Here is an 18,376-nt window from a genome sequence, read left to right on the forward strand (position 1 = left end):
CGAGGGAGAAACGTGATGATTCTTCTCGCGTTGGCCGTCGCCGCAGCACCGCTGCAGGCCAATCCGGGCCTGCGTGCCCGGAATGGCCTGCTGCTGACCGGATGTCCTCCGGTACTCGCCAAGTCCCAAAGCCAGCGTGCCGAGCTGCACAAGCTTACCGACCTTCCGCCCGCGGATACCTATGCCGCCATGCTGCGGGTCGGTGGGAATTGTCCGGCGCTGCCGTTGCTCCGCTCCCGGTTCGGCGGCGGCCGGCGCTAACGCAGGAAGGCGCTCACCTGCTCGGCGAATTGCCGTGGCTGGTCCTGCATGATGAAGTGCGCGCTTCCCGGAATGCCGACCAGCTTCACCCCGACCTTGCCCGCATAGCTGGCGGTATAGAGCTTGCCATAGTCACCGTCCCGCGGCCCCGCATGGAGCACGGTCAGCGGCACCTGGATCCGTCCGACCTCTCCGCGCATGTCGGTTACCATGTCGTCAAACATGGCCTGGGCGACCACCCGCGGGTCCGACACCCGCCCGCCGTACCCGACTAGGCAGGCGCCCAGCGCGCTGTTGGTCATCGTCGCCTCACCCGAAGGCACCGGCTCCGCCCCGGGGCAGTCCGGCTTGAGGGTGAAGTCCGGCGTCGTCTGACCGGGCCGGGCAAGCATCATCGCCCGCATCGCCCCGGCCCGAGGCGTAACCGCGGCGACGTCGGCCGCGCCGAACAGCGGTCCGATGAACGCCAGGCTGTCCACAACCATGATCCGGCTGGCAACCCCAGGGTGACCGGTGCCAAGCATTAGCGCTGCTAAGCCGCCCATGGAGTGGCCGATGACAGCCGGCTGCTTCAGGCGATTGGCCCGGATGTAGGTGGCGAGATCGTCGACGAACGGCCGCAGCACCGGTCCGCTGGCATTGGCCCCGGCCGGCTCGCCGAAGCCCTTCAGCTGTACCATGTGCACGCGATAACGCCCGCGAAGGTCGGCGGCGGTGGCGGCCCACACATCCCGCGTGCTGGACAGGCCCGGGATCAGGATGACGTCGGGTCCATGACCTTCCACCACCACGCTGAAGCGCGTGGGCAGGTGCACCGGCGCGGCGGCCAGGGCGGGCGCGGAGATGGGGAGGGCCACCGGCGTTATCAGCAGGGCGGCAAGGCTTAGTCGCAACATGGTTCAGTCCTTCTGGTCGGGTGAGAAAATCTGCTCGATCGGCAGCGCGAACACCGCCGCGATCCGGAATGCGAGGGGCAGCGATGGGTCGTACTTGCCCGTCTCGACCGCGTTGACGCTCTGGCGTGACACCTCCAGGCGTTCGGCCAAGTCCTGCTGGCTCCAGTTCCGCTCGGCGCGGAGCACCTTCAGGCGGTTGTTCATGCGCAGTCGGCCGAGGTGCCGGTGGTCAGCTTGTTGTAGAGCGCGCCGACGCCCAGGCCCATGAACCAGAAGAAGGCCGCGCCGAACCCGCCGGTGCCGGATGGCACGAGGTCGAAGTTCTGCAGGAACTCCCATACCGTCATCACCGTCAGGCAGAAGCCGGTGGCGATCAGCGCCTGGCGGACGAACAGCATGCGAATGAACTCGTCGGGCTCCTCCACCAACAGGCGCATCACGGCCCAGAACACCCCGATGATGGGAAGCGCGGGCGCGATCGCAAGCGGCCAGGCGAGCAGCCCGATGTCGGCGCCGCTCCGGAAAGTGCGAACGGCAACTATCAGCAGCAGCAGATAAGCCGCCATCAGCACCGCCAGTCGCTTTAGATAGCGGCGCATCGCAGGGCTCTTGTACTTGGACATGTAAAGGTGGCTCCTCATGATGTGAAGTTACCTTTACACGACGGGCGACAAGCGTGTCAAGTATCCTTGTCTTTGTTGTCGGGGGTGCAAAAAGCGCCGCTCGCCCGCTACATGCGGGGCATCATGTCCAAGATGTTCCGAATCTCGCTTCCCGACGGATCCGTCCGGGAAATGCCCGAAGGCTCGACGCCCGCCGATGTCGCGGCGGCGATTGGGCCGGGCCTCGCCAAGGCGGCAATCGCCGCGCGCGTCGATGGCGAGCTGCGCGACATCACACGCCCGTTCGAGGGCGACGCACAGCTGGCGCTGGTCACGGCCAAGGACGAGAAGGACGCGCTGGAGCTGGTCCGGCACGACTTCGCCCACGTCCTCGCCGAGGCGGTGCAGAACCTTTACCCCGGCACGCAGATCACCTTCGGCCCGGCGACGGACGACGGCTTTTACTACGACTTCGCGCCCACTGCCGAGCGCGGGGCCTTCACCGAGGAGGACCTGCCCGCGATTGAGGAGGAAATGCGCCGCGTCATTGCTCGCGACGAGCCGCTGATCCGCGAGGTGTGGCAACGCGAGGACGTGCGCGATCACTTCCAGCGCACCGGCGAGGCGTTCAAGGCCGAGTGGGTGATGGAACTCCCCCCTGGCGAGACGATCACCATGTACCGCTCCGGCCGTGGCGAGAGCGCCTGGCTAGACCTGTGCCGCGGTCCGCACCTCGCCTCCACCGGCAAGCTCGATCCCCAAGCGTTCAAGCTGACGCGGGTGTCGGGCGCGTACTGGCGCGGCGACCCCAAGAACCCGATGCTGAGCCGCATCTACGGGACGGCCTGGCTCAACAAGAAGCAGCTCTCCGAACACCTCACGCGCCTGGAGGAGGCCGGCAAGCGCGACCACCGCAAGCTCGGCCGGGAGATGGACCTGTTCCACCTCCAGGAGGAAGCGCACGGCTCCATCTTCTGGCACCCGCAGGGCTACCTCGTCTGGCGCCAGCTGGAGAGCTACATGCGCCGCGCGATCGACGCAGCCGGCTACCAGGAGGTCAAGACCCCGCAGATCATGGACGCGCGCCAGTGGGAGCAGAGCGGCCACTGGGGCAAGTATCGCGAGAACATGTTCGTCATCCCCGATGAGGTGCCGAACACGGAAGACGAGGGCCCGGTCATCACCGGCGACGCCGACTGGATGGCGCTTAAGCCGATGAACTGTCCTGCGCACGTGCTGATTTTCCGCCAGGGCATCAAGAGCTACCGCGACCTGCCGCTGCGGCTGTACGAGAACGGCTGCTGCCACCGCAACGAGCCGCACGGCGCGCTGCACGGGCTGATGCGGGTGCGCCAGTTCACTCAGGACGACGCCCACATCTTCTGCCGCGAGGACCAGATCGTCGATGAGGTCCGCGCCTTTTGCGAGCTGGCCGATCGCATCTATCGCGACTTCGGCTTCACCTACTCGATCAAGCTGGCGCTGCGGCCGGACAAGCGGTTCGGCAGCGACGAGGATTGGGACAAGGCCGAGAACGAGCTGCGCGACGCGGTCGTCAAGGCGGGGCTGGCGACACCCGAATATGGCTGGGAAGAGCTGCCGGGCGAGGGCGCCTTCTACGCGCCCAAGCTCGAATGGCACCTGACCGACGCCATTGGCCGTACCTGGCAGGTCGGCACGATCCAGTCCGACCGCGTGCTGCCCGAGCGGCTCGACGCGTCCTACGTCGGCGAGGATGGCGAGCGGCACCGGCCCGTCATGCTGCATCGTGCCATCTTCGGCTCCTACGAGCGGTTCATCGGTATCCTGATCGAGCATTATGCCGGCAAGTTCCCGCTGTGGCTGGCGCCGACGCAGGTGGTGGTGGCGACCATCGTCTCCGACGCGGACGGCTATGCGGCCGATGTCGCGGCGCGGCTGCGGGCAGCAGGCCTCAGGGTCGAAACCGACACGCGCAACGAGAAGATCAACTACAAAGTGCGCGAGCACAGCCTGGCCAAGGTTCCGTTGCTGCTGGTCGTCGGCAAGCGCGAAGCGGAGGAGGGCACGGTCGCGCTCCGTCGGCTCGGCTCGGAGGAACGCCAATTGGTTATGAGCCTGGACGAGGCGCTCGCCGCGATCGCGGCCGAGGCGGTCGCACCGGACCTTGCCGCCAAGCCGGACTGAGCTGGAGGGCCGATGGCTGCGCCTCGTCCGCGAGGAACTGCCGACGGTCGCTTCGGATCGCGGGTGGCCGATCCGCAACGACCATTGCTTCGCGCGGGTGCTGCTCGACAATGCCTGCGGAGGCTGCTGGTACGATCACGTGGCCGGCCGCCCCGCTTATCGCCATGCGTCCGACGAATTGCTCGGGCGAGCCCTCGCGCTTGGCGGGCAGGTGCTTGCGAACCACGTCGATCTGACCGAATTGAATCGCCGCTCACTTGCGTGGCGGGGCAAGCTGGCCAGCCTGAGCGGCTTGCAAACCGACGCGGCCCCGCCACATTGAGCCGCAAATTGGCGGCGGCACGCGGCTGCCCCCTTCCATTCGGCGCGCGAACGCCTTAGCTCGCGGCGCTAGAACCAACCGCATCAGGAGATTGCGCTATACCCCCGCCCTTCCGTCGCCCTCAGGCGCCGCCGCAGTTCACCGGCCCTCGCTTCAATGAGTTCATCCAGTCGCCCAAGGTCCGGGTGATCGATGAGAATGGCGAGAATCTGGGCGTGATGTATACGCGCGAAGCTTACGAACAGGCCGTCAGCGTCGGCCTCGACCTGGTCGAGATCAGCCCCAACGCCGATCCGCCCGTCGCCAAGTTCCTCGACATCGGCCGCTTCAAGTATGAAGCGCAGAAAAAGGCCAACGAGGCCCGCAAGAAGCAGAAGACGCAGGAGATCAAGGAGATCAAGATGCGTCCCAACATCGACGACCACGACTACGACACCAAGATGAAGAAGGTGGTCGAGTTCCTGGAGGAAGGCGACAAGGTCAAGGTGACCATGCGTTTCCGTGGTCGCGAAATGGCTCACGGCCAGCTCGGCATGGCGGTGCTGCAGCGGGTCGCCGAGGCGACCGGTGAGATCGCCAAGGTCGAGGCCCATCCGCGCATGGAAGGCCGCCAGATGCTGATGGTGCTTGCGCCCAAGTAACCATCTGCCGTTACTGACATTGCCGTAAGGTGACGCTGCGCCGCAGCAAGAGAATAGCTCTTTTGCTGCGGCGCATCATGTTGCAGGCGCGCTACAGGTGAGACCGATTGCTGGTTGCAACGGTTCCCCTCGCTTCCTTCACGTTCACGCCTGCTTTAGCTCTCTCCGGCGACTATTACGTTTCCGGAGGGGTTTTCACATGCGCAAGTCCATTTGGCTGCTGTCGGCAGGCCTGTTCGCCCTGTCTACGCCAGCCTTCGCCCAGCAGACCGACACCGACCAGGGCGGGACTCAGCCGACCGACGGCGCCACGACCGAGGCCGGCGCCGTTGCGCAGTCGGACCCGACGCCGGAAACCCAGGCCCAGAACCAGAACGTTGGTGACATCGTTGTCACCGCGACCCGCCGCAACGAGGCCCTGTCCGACGTTCCGCTGGCCGTCAGCGCGGTCACCGCGACGCAGCTGGAGAATACGGGCGCGACCGACATCCGCCAGCTGAACCAGGTTTCGCCCTCGCTGCTCGTGTCCTCGACGTCGTCCGAAGCGGGCGCGGCCGTGGCCCGCATCCGCGGCATCGGCACCGTTGGCGACAACCCCGGCCTGGAAAGCTCGGTCGGCGTGTTCATCGACGGCGTCTATCGCTCGCGTACCGGTACCGGTCTCACCGAACTCGGCCCGATCGACCGGATCGAGGTGCTGCGCGGGCCGCAGGGCACCCTGTTCGGCCGCAACACCTCGGCCGGCCTCATCTCCGTCATCACCGCCCGTCCGAGCTTCACGCCGAGCGCTTATGGCGAAATCACGGTCGGCAACTACGACTATCGCCGCCTTGAACTGGGCGCGACCGCGGGCCTGACCGAGTCGATTGCCGCCCGCCTCGACGGCGTCTACCTGAAGCGCGATGGCCTGCTCGACGACGTAGTTTCCGGCCGCAGCATCAACAACCGCGATCGCTGGCTGCTGCGCGGCCAGTTGCTGTTCAAGCCGAACGACGACTTCTCGTTGCGGCTCATCGGCGACTATTCCAAGCGCAACGAGGAATGCTGCGGCGCCGTCTTCCTGCCGGCCAGCGACACGGTGGGGACGCCCAACGGCGCGCAGACGCAGCCGTCGACCATTGCCGCCATCGAGCGCGGCTTGGGCGGCATCATCCTCGACGATCCCTATGATCGCGACGTGGCCATCACCCCGGGCCGCAGCTACCGCCAGGACGTGAAGGACGGCGGCCTGTCGGCCGAGGCCGTGTGGGATTTCGGCGGCGCGGAGCTCACCTCCATCACCGCCTACCGCTACAACAACTACATCCGCGGCCAGGACGCGGACTTCAACAGCCTCGACATCCTGTATCGCGACGATGACGGCGGCTCGTACAACCGCTTCAAGACGTTCAGCCAGGAGCTCCGTTTTCAGGGCACCACCCTGGGCGGCCGGCTCGACTGGCTGGTCGGCGGCTATTACGCGAACGAGAAGCTGCGGGTTCGTGACAATCTGGCGTACGGCGCGGACTACAGCCGCTACGCCAACTGCCTCGTTGCGCTGAACTTCGCGCAAGGGCTGCAGGCCAGCGCCATCCCGCAGGTGGCGGCGCTTGGCGGCACCCTGGTCAGCCCGACGTCGGCGACCTGCGTCAACCCGGTGACCGCGCCGACCGTGCGGACCTTCTTCACCGGCGCCACGCAGACCGTGTTCGACGCCTTCGCCCGCACCGGCGTGTTCGCAGCGCCGGTGTTCGGCAACAGCGGTTTCAGCAACGTCGCCACGGCGTTCGGCGCGCCCGGCCGCAACTTTACCGGTGTCGCGATCGACGACATCTACAACCAGGAAAGCAACAACCTTGCGCTGTTCACCCACAACATCTTCACCATCGCCGATGGGCTGAAGCTGACCGTGGGCGCCCGCTACACGCGGGAGAAGAAGACTCTGGACATGTCGCTGCGCGACACCCAGCCGCTCGCCGCGAACCTGTGCACCCTCTACTCGACGGCGCCCGGCCTCGGTTCGCTGCAGCAGGTGCCTTGCGTGATCCCGAGCCTGCCGGGCGGCGCGATCGACCAGAAGGACAGCCGGACGGAAAGCAAGCTGTCGGGCACCGCGGTGCTGAGCTACAAGCCGACCGACCAGATCCTGACCTACGCCAGCTACTCGCGCGGCTACAAGGCGGGCGGCTACAACCTCGACCGGTCGGCGCTGTCGCGCTACGTCGCGCTGAACAGCTCGGCCGTCCCGGTCGCCGGCGCCGTCTGCCCGACGACCGGCGCGGTGCCTGCCGGCTGCGTCGCGGCCGGCGGCCTGGCCAGCATTGGTCAGCTGGAGTTCAAGCCGGAGATCAACAACGCGTTCGAGCTGGGCGCCAAGTACAATGGCAACGGGATCGACTTCAATGTCGCCCTGTTCCGCCAGCTGTTCCGCGACTTCCAGCTGAATACGTTCAACGGCGTCAACTTCTTCGTCGAGAACATCAACAGCTGCGGCGACGACCTGGGCGGCCTCGACCAGGACAACGTGCAGCAGGTTGGCGGCGTGCCGACCTCCACGGGCGCCTGCACCGGCAAGGTCAAGTCGGGCGTGAAGAGCCGCGGCATCGAGTTCGAACTGTTCAGCCGGCCGATCGCCAACGTGAACTTCAACTTCGGTGCCACGGTGGCTGACACCAAGTACCGCAACAATCTGGTCGGCGCCGATGGCCGGGCGCTGTCGACCGCGCTGTTCCAGCTGCCGGGCCGCCGCCTGTCCAACAGTGCGCTGTGGACGGTCAGCTCGTCCATCGCCTGGACCCCGCCGATCGGCACCAGCGGCCTGCGCGGTCTCATCTACCTCGATGCCCGTCACCAGTCGGCGTTCAACACCGGTTCCGACCTCGATCTCGAGAAGATGGAGAACGGCTACACCCAGGTGAACGGCCGCATTGGCCTGCGCGGCCCGAACGGCATGTGGGCGGTCGAGCTGTGGGCGCAGAACCTGTTCCAGGAGGACTACAAGCAGGTGGCGTTCGACGGCACCCTGCAGGGCAGCTGCACGGTCCGCGGTGCGCAGCAGGGCTTCTGCTCGCCGCTGCCGAACCGGGCGACCCAGCTGTTCGGCGCCTTCCTGGCCGAGCCGCGGACCTTTGGTCTGACGCTGCGCGGCAAGATCTAAGGGCCAGCCGACCCGATGATGAGAGGGGCCTTGCGGTACGCCGCGGGCCCTTTTCTATTCGGACGTCAGGCGGCGGCGGCGCTGGCCGGCATCAGCGCCGCCTTCATCAGCGCGCCGCGCAGGTCCTCGATCTCGGCCGGACTGAGCTTCCGGCCGTCCGCCCGGGTCAGGTAAAACACGTCCACCGCCCGTTCGCCATAAGTGGCGATGTGCGCCGAATGGATCATCAGGCCCTGCTCGGTGATCGCGTGCGCCAGTCCTGCCACTAGCCCGGGCCGGTCGGTCGCATTCACCTCCACCACGGTGGTTCGGCGCGAAGCCCGCTCGGCCAGCGTGACCGAAGGCGCGATGCTGAAGGCGGTACTGCGGCCCGGGGCGGCCGCGGGCGCCGGCGGCCGCTCGGCCTTCAGCGCCGCCTCCACCGCCTGCACCAGCCGCTGGCGCCGCCGCCGGTCGCCGTACGGTCTCCCCCGCGCGTCCTGCACCAGCAGGTTGTCGAGCGCCATGCCGTCCCGCGTCGTGTGGATGCGGGCGGTGGCGATGCTCGCCCCCGCAGCGGCCAATCCGGCCGCGATCCGGTAGAACAGGCCGGGCCGGTCGGGCGCGAATACCGTGACCCGGGTGGCGCCGTCCTCCTGGTCTTCGGCTGTGACCGACGGCTGGGACTCGCCGATCCGCGCGCCGGCCGCCGCGATCTGGCGGGCGTTGGCGAGCACGGCCTCGGCCGGCTCGGCCAACCAGTAGCTGTCGGGCAGGCGCCGCGCATGCGCCCGCGCGGCCGCCGCGCTCCAGCCAAGCGCCTCCGCCAGCTCTCGCTGCCGCGCCTTCACCTCCTCGGCCCGCCCCTGCTGCTTGTGGCCCAGCCGAAGTCGCTCCTCCGCGGCTTCGTACAGCAAGCGGATGAGCCGCCGCTTCCACTCGGTCCAGATGCCCGGTCCCACCGCGCGGATGTCGACCACGGTCAGGACCAGCAGCAGGCGCAGCCGCTCGGGACTTTGCACAATGGCCACAAAGTCGTCGACGGTCTTCGGGTCGGCCAGGTCGCGCTTGAAGGCCGTGTGGCTGAACAGCAGGTGGTGGCGCACCAGCCATGCCACAGTCTCGGTCTCCGCCGGATCGAGGCCCAGCCGCGGACAAAGCCGCCGCGCGATCTCCGCGCCGAGCACGCTGTGATCACCCTTGCGCCCCTTGGCGATGTCGTGAAGCAGCACCGCGACGTACAGCACCCGGCGCGAACCAATCTGCCGGAACAGGGCCGTGGCGAGCGGATGGTCGTCGGCCAGCTCGCCCCGCTCGATCTGGCCCAGCAGGCCGATCGCCCGGATGGTATGCTCGTCGACGGTGAAGTGGTGGTACATGTCGAATTGCATCTGCGCGACCACCCGGCCGAAGTCGGGCACGAACCGGCCGAACACCCCGGCCTCGTTCATCCATCGCAAGACCACTTCGGGCCGCTGCGGGCTGGTCAGCACGGCCATGAACAGAGCATTGGCGCCCGCTTCCTCACGCACCCGGTCGACCAGCCTCGCATCGCGGGCGGCGACCCGCATGGCGTTGGGATGGATCTCCATGCCTTCGCGCGCAGCGAGGGTGAACAACTCCATTAGGCGGACCGGTTTCTCCCCGAGGAAATCATCGCGGGGGATCGACAGGCGTCCCCGATCGGTGACGAAGCCGTTCAACCGACGCGGCCGCCGGAGGAAGGTCGGCAGGGCGAAGCGCAATCCCTTGGCCCCCAACTGCTCGTCCAGCTGGGCCAGGAAAACACCGGTGAGGTCGCCGACGATCTTCACTTGGAGGAAGTAGAACTGCATGAAGCGCTCGACCGCGCTCTTGCCCGGCCGGTCAGCGTAACGCATCGCCGCGGCGAGCTCCCGCTGCAGGTCGAAGCTCAGCCGCTCCTCGGCCCGTCCGCTCAGCAGGTGCAGGTGGCAGCGGACCGACCAGAAGAAGCGCTCGGCGCGGTCGAACCGCCCGTACTCCGCCCTGGTCAGCAACCCGGCGCCGACCAGTTCGGCCGGCTTGCGGACGCCGTGGATGTACTTGCCAATCCAGTAGAGCGCGTGAAGGTCGCGCAGCGCGCCCTTGCCGTTCTTGACGTTGGGCTCCACCACATAGCGGCTGTCGCCCATCTTCACGTGCCGCTCGTCGCGCTCGGCCAACTTGGCAGCGACGAACTCGGCCGCGCTGCCAGCGACGACATCGCGCGTAAACCGCTCTTGCGCCTCGTCGAACAGGGCGTGGTCGCCGCCGACGAAGCGCGCCTCCAGCATGGCGGTGCGCACCGTCATGTCGCTCCTTGCGAGCGCGATCAGCTCCGGCACCGTGCGGACCGCCTGGCCGACCTTCAGCTTGCAATCCCATAGCTGGTAGAGCGTCGCCTCGATCACCTGCTCGCACCAGGGCGCGCGCGGGTGGGGCGTCACAAACATCAGGTCGACGTCGCTGAACGCCGCCATCTCGCCCCGTCCGTAACCGCCCAGCGCCACCAGCGAGACGCGCTCGGCGGTCGTCGGATTGCCGATCGGAAAGCGCCGCTTCGCCTCCTCGAAGGCAGCCAGCACCAGCCGGTCGGTAAGGGCCGCATAGCTGCTGGCATGCTTCCTGCCCGCGCCCGGCTCGGCGGCGAGGTCGGCTGCGATCGCCGCCCGGCCATCGGCCAGCATCAGCTCCAGCGCCGGCTCAGGTCCGCCCATCGGCCAGCGCCTTGAGGCGGTAGAGCGCGTCGAGCGCCTCGCGCGGGGTCAGCGCATCGGGATTGAGCGTATCAAGCGCCTCCACCAGCGGGTCGCCGGCAGGCTCCGGCTCGCCGAGCGCCGCGGCGAACAGCGGCAGGTCGTCCAGGCCTGCGGCGATACCCCCGGTGGCGTCGCGCCCCGCTTCCAGTTTGGCCAGCACCGACTTCGCGCGGGCGACCACCGCGGGCGGCAGGCCGGCGAGCCGCGCGACCGCGATACCGTAGCTGCGGTCAGCCGGCCCGTCGGCCAGTTCGTGCAGCAGGACCAGGTCGCCCTTCCACTCGCGCGCGCGGACGTGGTGCAGCGACAGGGCGTCCAGCCGGTCGGCCAGTCGGGTCAACTCGTGATAATGGGTGGCGAACAGGGTCCGGGCGCCGACGGTATCGTGCATCGCCTCGACCACCGCCCAGGCGATCGCCAGCCCGTCGTAGGTGGAGGTGCCGCGCCCGATCTCGTCCAGGATCACCAGGCTGTTGCGGGTCGCCTGGGCCAGGATTGCGGCGGTCTCCACCATCTCGACCATGAAGGTCGAGCGCCCCCGGGCGAGGTTGTCGGACGCACCCACGCGGCTGAACAGCCGGTCCACCAGGCCGACCTTGGCCCTGCCAGCGGGCACGAAGCTGCCGGCCTGGGCCAGCAGCGCGATCAGCGCCACCTGGCGCAGGAAGGTCGACTTGCCGCCCATATTGGGCCCGGTGATCAGCCACAGCCGGTCGTGCGGCCCCAGCGCGCAATCGTTGGCGATGAACCGCTCGCCGGCCTTGCCCAGCGCCGCCTCGACCACCGGGTGGCGGCCGCCCTCGATCTCCAGGCAGGGGTGGTCGGTGACCTGCGGCCGGCACCAGCCCCCTTCCGCAGCTCGCTCCGCCAAGGCTGCCGCAACGTCGATCCGGGCGATCGCCTCGGCGGTCTCGGCGATGCGCGGCCCGTGCGCAACCGCCAGTGCGGTCAGTTCCTCGAGGTGCGCCTGCTCGGCCGCGAGTGCGTGGGCGCCGGCCTCGACCACCTTGCTCGCCTCCGCATGGAGGTCGGGCGAGTTGAAGCGGACCACGCCGGCCAGGGTTTGGCGATGCGTGAAGCCGCTGTCGGGGCTGAGCAGCCGGTCGGCGTGCCGGGCCGACACTTCGACATGGTAGCCGAGCACCGCATTGTGCCGGATCTTGAGCGCCGCCACCCCGGTCGCCTCGCGATACCGGGCTTCGAGCGCCGCGATCGCGCGGCGACCGTCGGAACTGGCTGCGCGAAGGGTGTCCAGCTCGGGATCGAACCCCTCGGCGATGTAGCCACCCTTGGCGCCGTCGAGCGGCGGCGCTTCGACCAGTGCCGCGGTCAGCCGTTCGACTACGGCATCGTGCCCACCCAGCCGGGGCAGCAGGCGATCCAGCAGGGGCGGGCGGCCGTCCTCGGCGCCAAGCTCCGTCTGCAACGCCGTCGCCGCCCGCAGCCCGTCGCGCAGCTGGGCAAGATCCCGCGGGCTGCCCCGCGCCGCCGCCAGCCGCCCCAGTGCACGGCCGATGTCCGGCATCGCCTTCAGCGCTTCCCGTACCCTGCGGCGCAGCAACGCGCCCTCGTGCAGCCAGCCGACCAGGGTCAGCCGGGCCTCGATGGCCCCGCGTTCGAGCAGCGGCGCCGACAGGTCGCCGCCGAGCAGTCGCCGGCCGGCGGCGGTGACGCAGCGGTCGACCTCGGCTAGCAGCGATCCCGCCACCTGCCCGTCCGTCGTGCGGCAGATCTCCAGGCTGGTCCGGGTCGCCGCATCGATCGCCATGTGCTGCAGCCGGGCGATCCGGCGCGGTGCGGCGAGGAAGGCGGTGCTGCTCCGCTGCGTGGCGTCCAGGTAGGCCAGCAGCCCACCGGCCGCTGCCAGCTCCGCCCGCGTGAGGTCGCCGAAGCCGTCGAGGCTGGCCACGGCAAAGCGCGCCTTCAAGGCTTGCTCCCCGCCGGCGCTTTCGAACCCGCCCTTGCCTGGCGTGCACTTGAGGCCCGGTACCTGACCGTCGGCGATGGTCTCCGCGGGGGACAGCCGCGCGAGCTCGGCGGCCAGCTCACCCGGTCCACAGGCGATTAGCTCGAACCGACCGGTGGAGATGTCGGCCGCGGCGATGCCCCACTCCTCCCCGGCGCGCCCGATGGCTGCCAGCCAATTGGCCGAGCCGCTGTCGAGCAGCGTTTCCTCCGTCAGCGTGCCCGGCGTCACCAGCCGCACGATCGCCCGCTCGACCAGCGCCTTGGACCCACGCAGCCGGCGCGCCTCGGCCGGGCTTTCCGTCTGCTCGGCGATGGCGACGCGGTGCCCCGCCTTGATCAGCCGGGCGAGATAACTGTCGGCCGAGTGCACCGGCACGCCGCACATCGGCACCGGCTCACCCGCATCGGCGCCACGCTTGGTCAGTGCGATGTCGAGGCAGGCGGCGGCCGCCTTGGCGTCGTCGAAGAACAATTCAAAGAAATCGCCCATGCGATAAAACAGCATGGCGTCACCGGCCTCCGCCTTGAGGCGGTGGTATTGCTGCATCATCGGGGTGGCGGCGTCAGCTCGGGCCATGAGGGGTGACGTTAAAGGGCGGCGGGTGTAACCGCCACCCCATGTCCGACAGCAACGTGAAGTTCTCCGAGGCCGAGGCGCTGCATTTCCACTCGCGTGGCCGGCCGGGAAAGATCGAGATCATCGCCTCCAAGCCGATGGCGACGCAGCGCGACCTCAGCCTGGCCTACTCGCCCGGTGTCGCCGTCCCGGTCCGGGCCATCGCCGAGGACCCGGCGACGGCCTACGACTATACGGCCAAGGGCAACCTCGTGGCCGTCATCTCCAATGGCACCGCCATCCTGGGCCTCGGCAACCTCGGCGCGCTGGCGTCCAAGCCGGTGATGGAAGGCAAGGCGGTACTGTTCAAGCGCTTCGCCGACGTCGACGCCATCGACCTCGAACTCGACACGGAGGACCCCCAGAAGTTCATCGACGCGGTAGCGCTGATGGGCCCGAGCTTCGGCGGCATCAACCTCGAGGACATCGCCGCACCCGACTGCTTCGTCATCGAGCAGACCCTGCGCGAGCGGATGAACATTCCCGTCTTCCACGACGACCAGCATGGTACGGCGATCATCACGGCTGCCGGCCTCATCAACGCCTGCCTGCTTACCGGGCGCGAGCTCGGCTCCGTCAAGGTGGTGGTGAACGGCGCCGGCGCGGCCGCCATCGCCTGCACCGAGCTCATCAAGGCAATGGGCGTGCGCGGCGACAACGTCATCATGTGCGATCGCTCGGGCGTCATCCACAAGGGCCGCGACGACCTCGACCAATGGAAGAGCGCGCATGCCGTCGACACCGACCGGCGCACGTTGGAGGATGCCCTGGCCGGCGCCGACGTGTTCCTTGGCCTGTCCGCCGCCGGCGCGCTCAAGCCGGAGTGGGTTACCCACATGGCCAGCAAGCCGATCATCTTCGCCATGGCCAACCCCGACCCGGAAATCACCCCTCCCGAGGCCAAGGCGGCGCGGCCCGACGCGATCGTCGCGACGGGCCGTTCGGATTATCCCAACCAGGTCAACAACGTGCTTGGGTTCCCCTTCATCTTCCGCGGCGCGCTCGACGTGCGCGCGCGGGCGATCAACGACGAGATGAAGATCGCCGCCGCCCAGGCGCTCGCCGAACTCGCCCGCGAGCCGGTACCCGACGAGGTCTCCGCCGCTTATGGCGGCCAGTCGCGGCGGTTCGGTGCCGACTACATCATCCCCGCGCCGTTCGATCCGCGCCTGCTGGAGGTGGTGCCCGCCGCCGTGGCCGAGGCGGCGATGCGCTCGGGTGTTGCCCAGCGGCCGATCGAGAACATGGCCGCCTACCGCCAGCACCTGCGCGCCCGGCTGAACCCGACCGTGTCCGTGCTGAGCCTCGCCTACGAGGCGGCCAAGGCAAATCCCAAGCGGGTGCTGTTCGCGGAAGGCGAGGAGAAGAACGTCCTGCGCGCCGCCATCGCCTTCAAGGAAGGCGGGCTCGGCACGCCGGTGCTGGTCGGTCGCGACGAGGTGTACGACAACTTGAAGGAGCTCGGGATCGACGATCCGTCGGGCTACATCGTGCTCAACAGCCGCAACTCGCCGCTGGTCGGGCGCGCGGTCGACCACCTCTACGCCCGCCTCCAGCGCAAGGGCTATCTCCGCCGCGAGATCGAGCGGATGGTCAACCAGGATCGCAACACCTTCGCCGCCGCCATGCTGGAGCTGGGCGAGGCGGACGCGATGATCACCGGCACCACCCGCCCGTTCAGCCAGAGCCTGCGTCAGGTGCAGCGGGTGATCGGCGACGACGGTCAGGCGCCTTTCGGGATCAGCGTCATCGTCGGCCAGAACCAGACGGTGCTGATCGCCGACACGGCCGTGACCGAGCGCCCGACGGCCGAGGAACTGGCCAACATCGCCGTCCGCACCGCCGCCTTCGCCCGCCGCATGGGGCAGGAGCCGCGCGTCGCCTTTGCCAGCTACACCACCTTCGGCAATCCCGCCGGCGCCTTCGTCGGCAATCTGCGCGAGGCGGTATCCCTGCTCGATGCTCGCACGGTAGATTTCGAGTATGAAGGCGAGATGAGCCCTGAGCTGGCGCTCAGCCACGACATGCAGCGGCGCTTCTACCCGTTCAGCCGCCTGTCCGGCCCGGCCAACATCCTCATCATGCCCGGCCTCCAGTCGGCCAGCCTCAGCGCCAAGCTGCTGCGCGCGCTGGGCGGCGAAAGCGTGCTCGGGCCGTACCTGGTCGGCATGCGGCTACCGGTGCAGATCGCGCCCATGACCGCCACGGCCACCGACCTCGTCACCCTGGCGGTGCTGGCGGCAGGCGGCGTCGAGGGCCCGCGACGGCGCTAGAGCCGCTCAGCGCTTGATACCTGTTCCGCCGCGCGCAGCGCGGCCAGGATCGCGTGCAGGTGCGCGAGGTCATGCACCTCCACGTCCAGGTCGAACGTGTGGAAGCTGCCGTCGCGATGGACCTGCTGCAGGTTGACGATGTTGGCATCCTTGCCCCCCAGGATCCCCGCCATTGCGCCGAGCGCCCCGGCCTGGTCGCGCAGGATGATCCGCAGCCGCGCCGGCGCGCCGTCCGAGCCATCGCCCCAGGCCAGGTCCATCCAGTCCGCGTCGATGCCGGTCGCCAGTGTCTCACAGCCAATGGCGTGGACCTCGATCTCCTCGTCCTCCCGGCGCAAGCCGACGATCCGGTCGCCCGGGATAGGGTGGCAGCAGGGCGCCAGGTGAAAGGCGACGCCCGGGGTCAGGCCCCTGATCGAGATGGCGCGGCGCTGGGCCGAGCGGCGCGGGGTCGCGACGTCGCCGCCCGTCGACCCGGGCATCAGCGCCTCCATCAGGGCTTCGTCGCCGACCCGCTTGCGCGCGATGGCGATCATCAGCGCGTCCTCGTCCTCCAGCTTCAGCTTCTTGAGCCCCCGTCCGAGCGCTTCCTTGGGTAGCGGCATCGGCAGCCGGGCGACGATCTCGTCGTAGATCTTGCGGCCGAGATCGACCGTCTCGTCCCGCTCCTTGTGGCGCACGAACCGGCGCACGGCCGAGCGCGCCTTGCCGGTCGCGACGAAGCGCAGCCAGCTCGGTTGCGGCTGCTGCGCCTCCGACGTCAGGATCTCGACCTGGTCACCATTCTCCAGCAGCGTTCGCAAGGGGATCACGCGGCCGTTGACCTTGGCTCCGACCGTGCGGTCACCCAGCCGGGTGTGCACGGCGTAGGCGAAGTCGACCGGAGTTGCGCCCTTGGGCAGCTGGATCAGCTCGCCCTTGGGGGTGAAGGCGAAGATCCGGTCCTGGTACATCGCCATCCGGGTATGCTCGAGCAGCTCCTCGGGGCTGTCGGCATGGTCCAGGATCTCGACGAGGTCGTCGATCCACGGCACCTTCAGGTCCGCCGCCGGCTTGCCTTCCTTGTAGGCCCAGTGCGCAGCCAGGCCCTTCTCGGCCTGCAGGTGCATCTCGCGGGTGCGGATCTGGATCTCGATCCGCATCTTGCTGTCGTGAATGACGGAGGTGTGCAGCGACCGGTAACCGTTGCGCTTGGGCGTCGAGATGAAGTCCTTGAACCGCCCAGGAACCATCGGCCAGCGGCGGTGGATCAGCCCCAGCGACTTATAGCAATCCTCCGGATTCGCGACGATCACGCGGAAAGCCATGACATCGGACAGTTGCTCGAAGCTGATGTGTCGCTCGGCCATCTTCTTCCAAATGCTGAACGGATGCTTCTCGCGCCCGGTGACCTCCGCTTCCAGGCCATTGTCGGCCAGGTGCAGCTTGAGACCGAGCCCAATCCGGCCGACGATGTCGCCGCCCTCGGCATGAAGCTGCGCCAGCCGCCGGGTGATCGAGGCGTAGGCGTCCGGCTCCAGCTCGCGGAAGGCCAACGTCTGCATCTCGTTCATGATCTCGTACATGCCGATCCGCTCGGCGAGCGGGGCATAGATATCCATCGTCTCGCGGGCGATGCGGCGGCGCTTCTCCTCCGACTTGATGTGGTGGAGGGTGCGCATGTTGTGCAGCCGGTCGGCGAGCTTCACCAGCAGCACGCGGATGTCGTCGGACAGCGCCAGCAGGAACTTGCGCAGGTTCTCCGCGGCGCGCTCGTTCTCCGATTGCGCCTCGATCTTGGAAAGCTTGGTGACGCCGTCGACCAGCCGCGCGACGTTGGCTCCGAACAATCGCTCCACCTCGTCCGGTGTGGCGACCGTGTCCTCGATCGTGTCGTGCAGGATGCCCGTGACGATGGTCTCGTCGTCGAGCTTTAGGTCGGTGAGGATACCGGCCACCTCAATCGGGTGACTGAAGTACGGGTCACCCGACGCCCGGGTCTGCGAGCCATGCGCCTTCATGGAGAAGACGTAGGCGCGGTTGATCAGCCCCTCATCCGCATCGGGGTCGTAGGCCCGAACCCGCTCGACCAGCTCATATTGACGAAGCACGCCGACCATGTGGCCCCGCACGCCGCGCTGTTGCAAGTGCGAACTGCTCTGGGCGTGCTGCAAGGCCGACCCCACGCTCACCTTTGGCCCTGTTCAGCACCGCGCATATGTGCTTCAATTTGCTTGCCGATTGATAGGAGGCAGCTTGGCCAGGGACAGCAAGCAAGTGGAGGCGTTCAAGGCTGCGGCCCGCAGATGCCCGCTGCCGAGCGCCATCGATCTCGTCGGGGAGCGCTGGGCGTTCCTGATCCTGCGCGGCGCCCTGAACGGGCTCCAGCACTTCGAGGAGTTTCAGGCCTGCCTCGGCATTGCCCGCAACGTTTTGTCGGACCGGTTGGCGAAGCTGGTCACCGGCGGCGTGCTGCGCCGCGCGGCCGACCCCATCGATCGCCGACGGGTGGTCTATTCGCTGACCCGCAAGGGCGAGGCGCTGCTGCCGGTGGTGCTGGCGCTGCGGCAATGGGGGCTCGACTGGGGGCATGGCGGCAACGACCGAATCGTCGCCGATGTCCGCGACGGGCAGCCGATCGGCCGAATCGGGATCCGCGCGCATGACGGGCGCGAGCTCACCCTTGATGAACTGATGTGGGTGGATGCCGACGGCAACGAGTATCGGCGGCCCGAGCCGCTCTTGCCGGTCAGCGAAGCGGTCAACGACGCCGCCTGA

Annotated in this window: 13 protein-coding genes; 7 read left to right on the forward strand and 6 right to left on the reverse strand. The window is 68.3% G+C overall.

Features of this window, described 5'->3' with window-relative positions; genetic code table 11:
• The first annotated feature begins 12 nt into the window (after nt 1–12).
• The gene (locus OMW55_RS08670) at nt 13–261 is read left to right on the forward strand and encodes a hypothetical protein (RefSeq protein WP_264882441.1); all 249 of its coding nucleotides are present in this window, start codon (nt 13–15) and stop codon (nt 259–261) included.
• Here the strand turns inward: OMW55_RS08670 and OMW55_RS08675 are convergent.
• The 3 genes from OMW55_RS08675 to OMW55_RS08685 are packed head-to-tail and all read right to left on the reverse strand — an operon-like array spanning nt 258 to nt 1,780.
• Complete coding sequence (locus OMW55_RS08675) at nt 258–1,157, reverse strand: alpha/beta fold hydrolase (protein WP_264882442.1); 900 nt, start codon at nt 1,155–1,157, stop codon at nt 258–260. The genes OMW55_RS08670 and OMW55_RS08675 overlap by 4 nt on opposite strands.
• A 3-nt stretch (nt 1,158–1,160) precedes the next feature.
• Nucleotides 1,161–1,361, reverse strand: a complete 201-nt coding sequence (locus OMW55_RS08680) for a helix-turn-helix transcriptional regulator (RefSeq protein ID WP_264882443.1) — start codon at nt 1,359–1,361, stop codon at nt 1,161–1,163.
• Nucleotides 1,358–1,780: a hypothetical protein gene (locus OMW55_RS08685; protein ID WP_264882444.1), complete on the reverse strand. Its 423-nt coding sequence runs from the start codon at nt 1,778–1,780 to the stop codon at nt 1,358–1,360. The genes OMW55_RS08680 and OMW55_RS08685 overlap by 4 nt, the downstream gene beginning before the upstream one ends.
• Before the next feature lie 123 nt (nt 1,781–1,903).
• Here OMW55_RS08685 and thrS point away from each other — a divergent pair, with 123 nt between their 5' ends.
• The 4 genes from thrS (at nt 1,904) to OMW55_RS08705 (ending at nt 8,024) form a co-directional block, all read left to right on the forward strand.
• Entirely contained in the window at nt 1,904–3,925 is a 2,022-nt protein-coding gene (gene thrS, locus OMW55_RS08690) for a threonine--tRNA ligase (protein WP_264882446.1), read from the forward strand.
• Nucleotides 3,906–4,247 carry a GCN5-related N-acetyltransferase gene (locus OMW55_RS08695; RefSeq protein ID WP_264882448.1) on the forward strand — a complete coding sequence of 114 codons (342 nt, stop codon included), beginning with the start codon at nt 3,906–3,908 and terminating at the stop codon, nt 4,245–4,247. Before thrS ends, OMW55_RS08695 begins: the two co-directional genes overlap by 20 nt.
• A 98-nt stretch (nt 4,248–4,345) precedes the next feature.
• On the forward strand, nt 4,346–4,888 hold the full coding sequence (gene infC, locus OMW55_RS08700; RefSeq protein WP_264883968.1) for a translation initiation factor IF-3: 543 nt from the start codon (nt 4,346–4,348) through the stop codon (nt 4,886–4,888).
• Nucleotides 4,889–5,087: 199 nt separating this feature from the next.
• The gene (locus OMW55_RS08705; protein ID WP_264882449.1) at nt 5,088–8,024 is read left to right on the forward strand and encodes a TonB-dependent receptor; all 2,937 of its coding nucleotides are present in this window, start codon (nt 5,088–5,090) and stop codon (nt 8,022–8,024) included.
• A gap of 65 nt (nt 8,025–8,089) precedes the next feature.
• Here OMW55_RS08705 and OMW55_RS08710 read toward each other — a convergent pair whose 3' ends face one another.
• Together OMW55_RS08710 and mutS are read right to left on the reverse strand one after the other, a co-directional pair.
• A complete protein-coding gene (locus tag OMW55_RS08710) occupies nt 8,090–10,720 on the reverse strand; it encodes a [protein-PII] uridylyltransferase (RefSeq protein ID WP_264882451.1) in 2,631 nt (876 codons plus the stop codon).
• Nucleotides 10,707–13,307: a DNA mismatch repair protein MutS gene (gene mutS / locus OMW55_RS08715; protein WP_264882452.1), complete on the reverse strand. Its 2,601-nt coding sequence runs from the start codon at nt 13,305–13,307 to the stop codon at nt 10,707–10,709. Before mutS ends, OMW55_RS08710 begins: the two co-directional genes overlap by 14 nt.
• 41 nt (nt 13,308–13,348) lie before the next feature.
• Here mutS and OMW55_RS08720 point away from each other — a divergent pair, with 41 nt between their 5' ends.
• A complete protein-coding gene (locus tag OMW55_RS08720; RefSeq protein ID WP_264882454.1) occupies nt 13,349–15,619 on the forward strand; it encodes an NADP-dependent malic enzyme in 2,271 nt (756 codons plus the stop codon).
• Here OMW55_RS08720 and OMW55_RS08725 read toward each other — a convergent pair.
• Nucleotides 15,616–17,709, reverse strand: a complete 2,094-nt coding sequence (locus OMW55_RS08725; protein WP_264883969.1) for a RelA/SpoT family protein — start codon at nt 17,707–17,709, stop codon at nt 15,616–15,618. The two genes, OMW55_RS08720 and OMW55_RS08725, sit on opposite strands and share 4 nt — an antisense overlap.
• Before the next feature lie 166 nt (nt 17,710–17,875).
• Here OMW55_RS08725 and OMW55_RS08730 point away from each other — a divergent pair, with 166 nt between their 5' ends.
• Complete coding sequence (locus OMW55_RS08730; protein WP_264882456.1) at nt 17,876–18,376, forward strand: winged helix-turn-helix transcriptional regulator; 501 nt, start codon at nt 17,876–17,878, stop codon at nt 18,374–18,376.

This window comes from Sphingomonas arvum, from assembly GCF_026013565.1.
GTDB lineage: Bacteria > Pseudomonadota > Alphaproteobacteria > Sphingomonadales > Sphingomonadaceae > Sphingomicrobium > Sphingomicrobium arvum.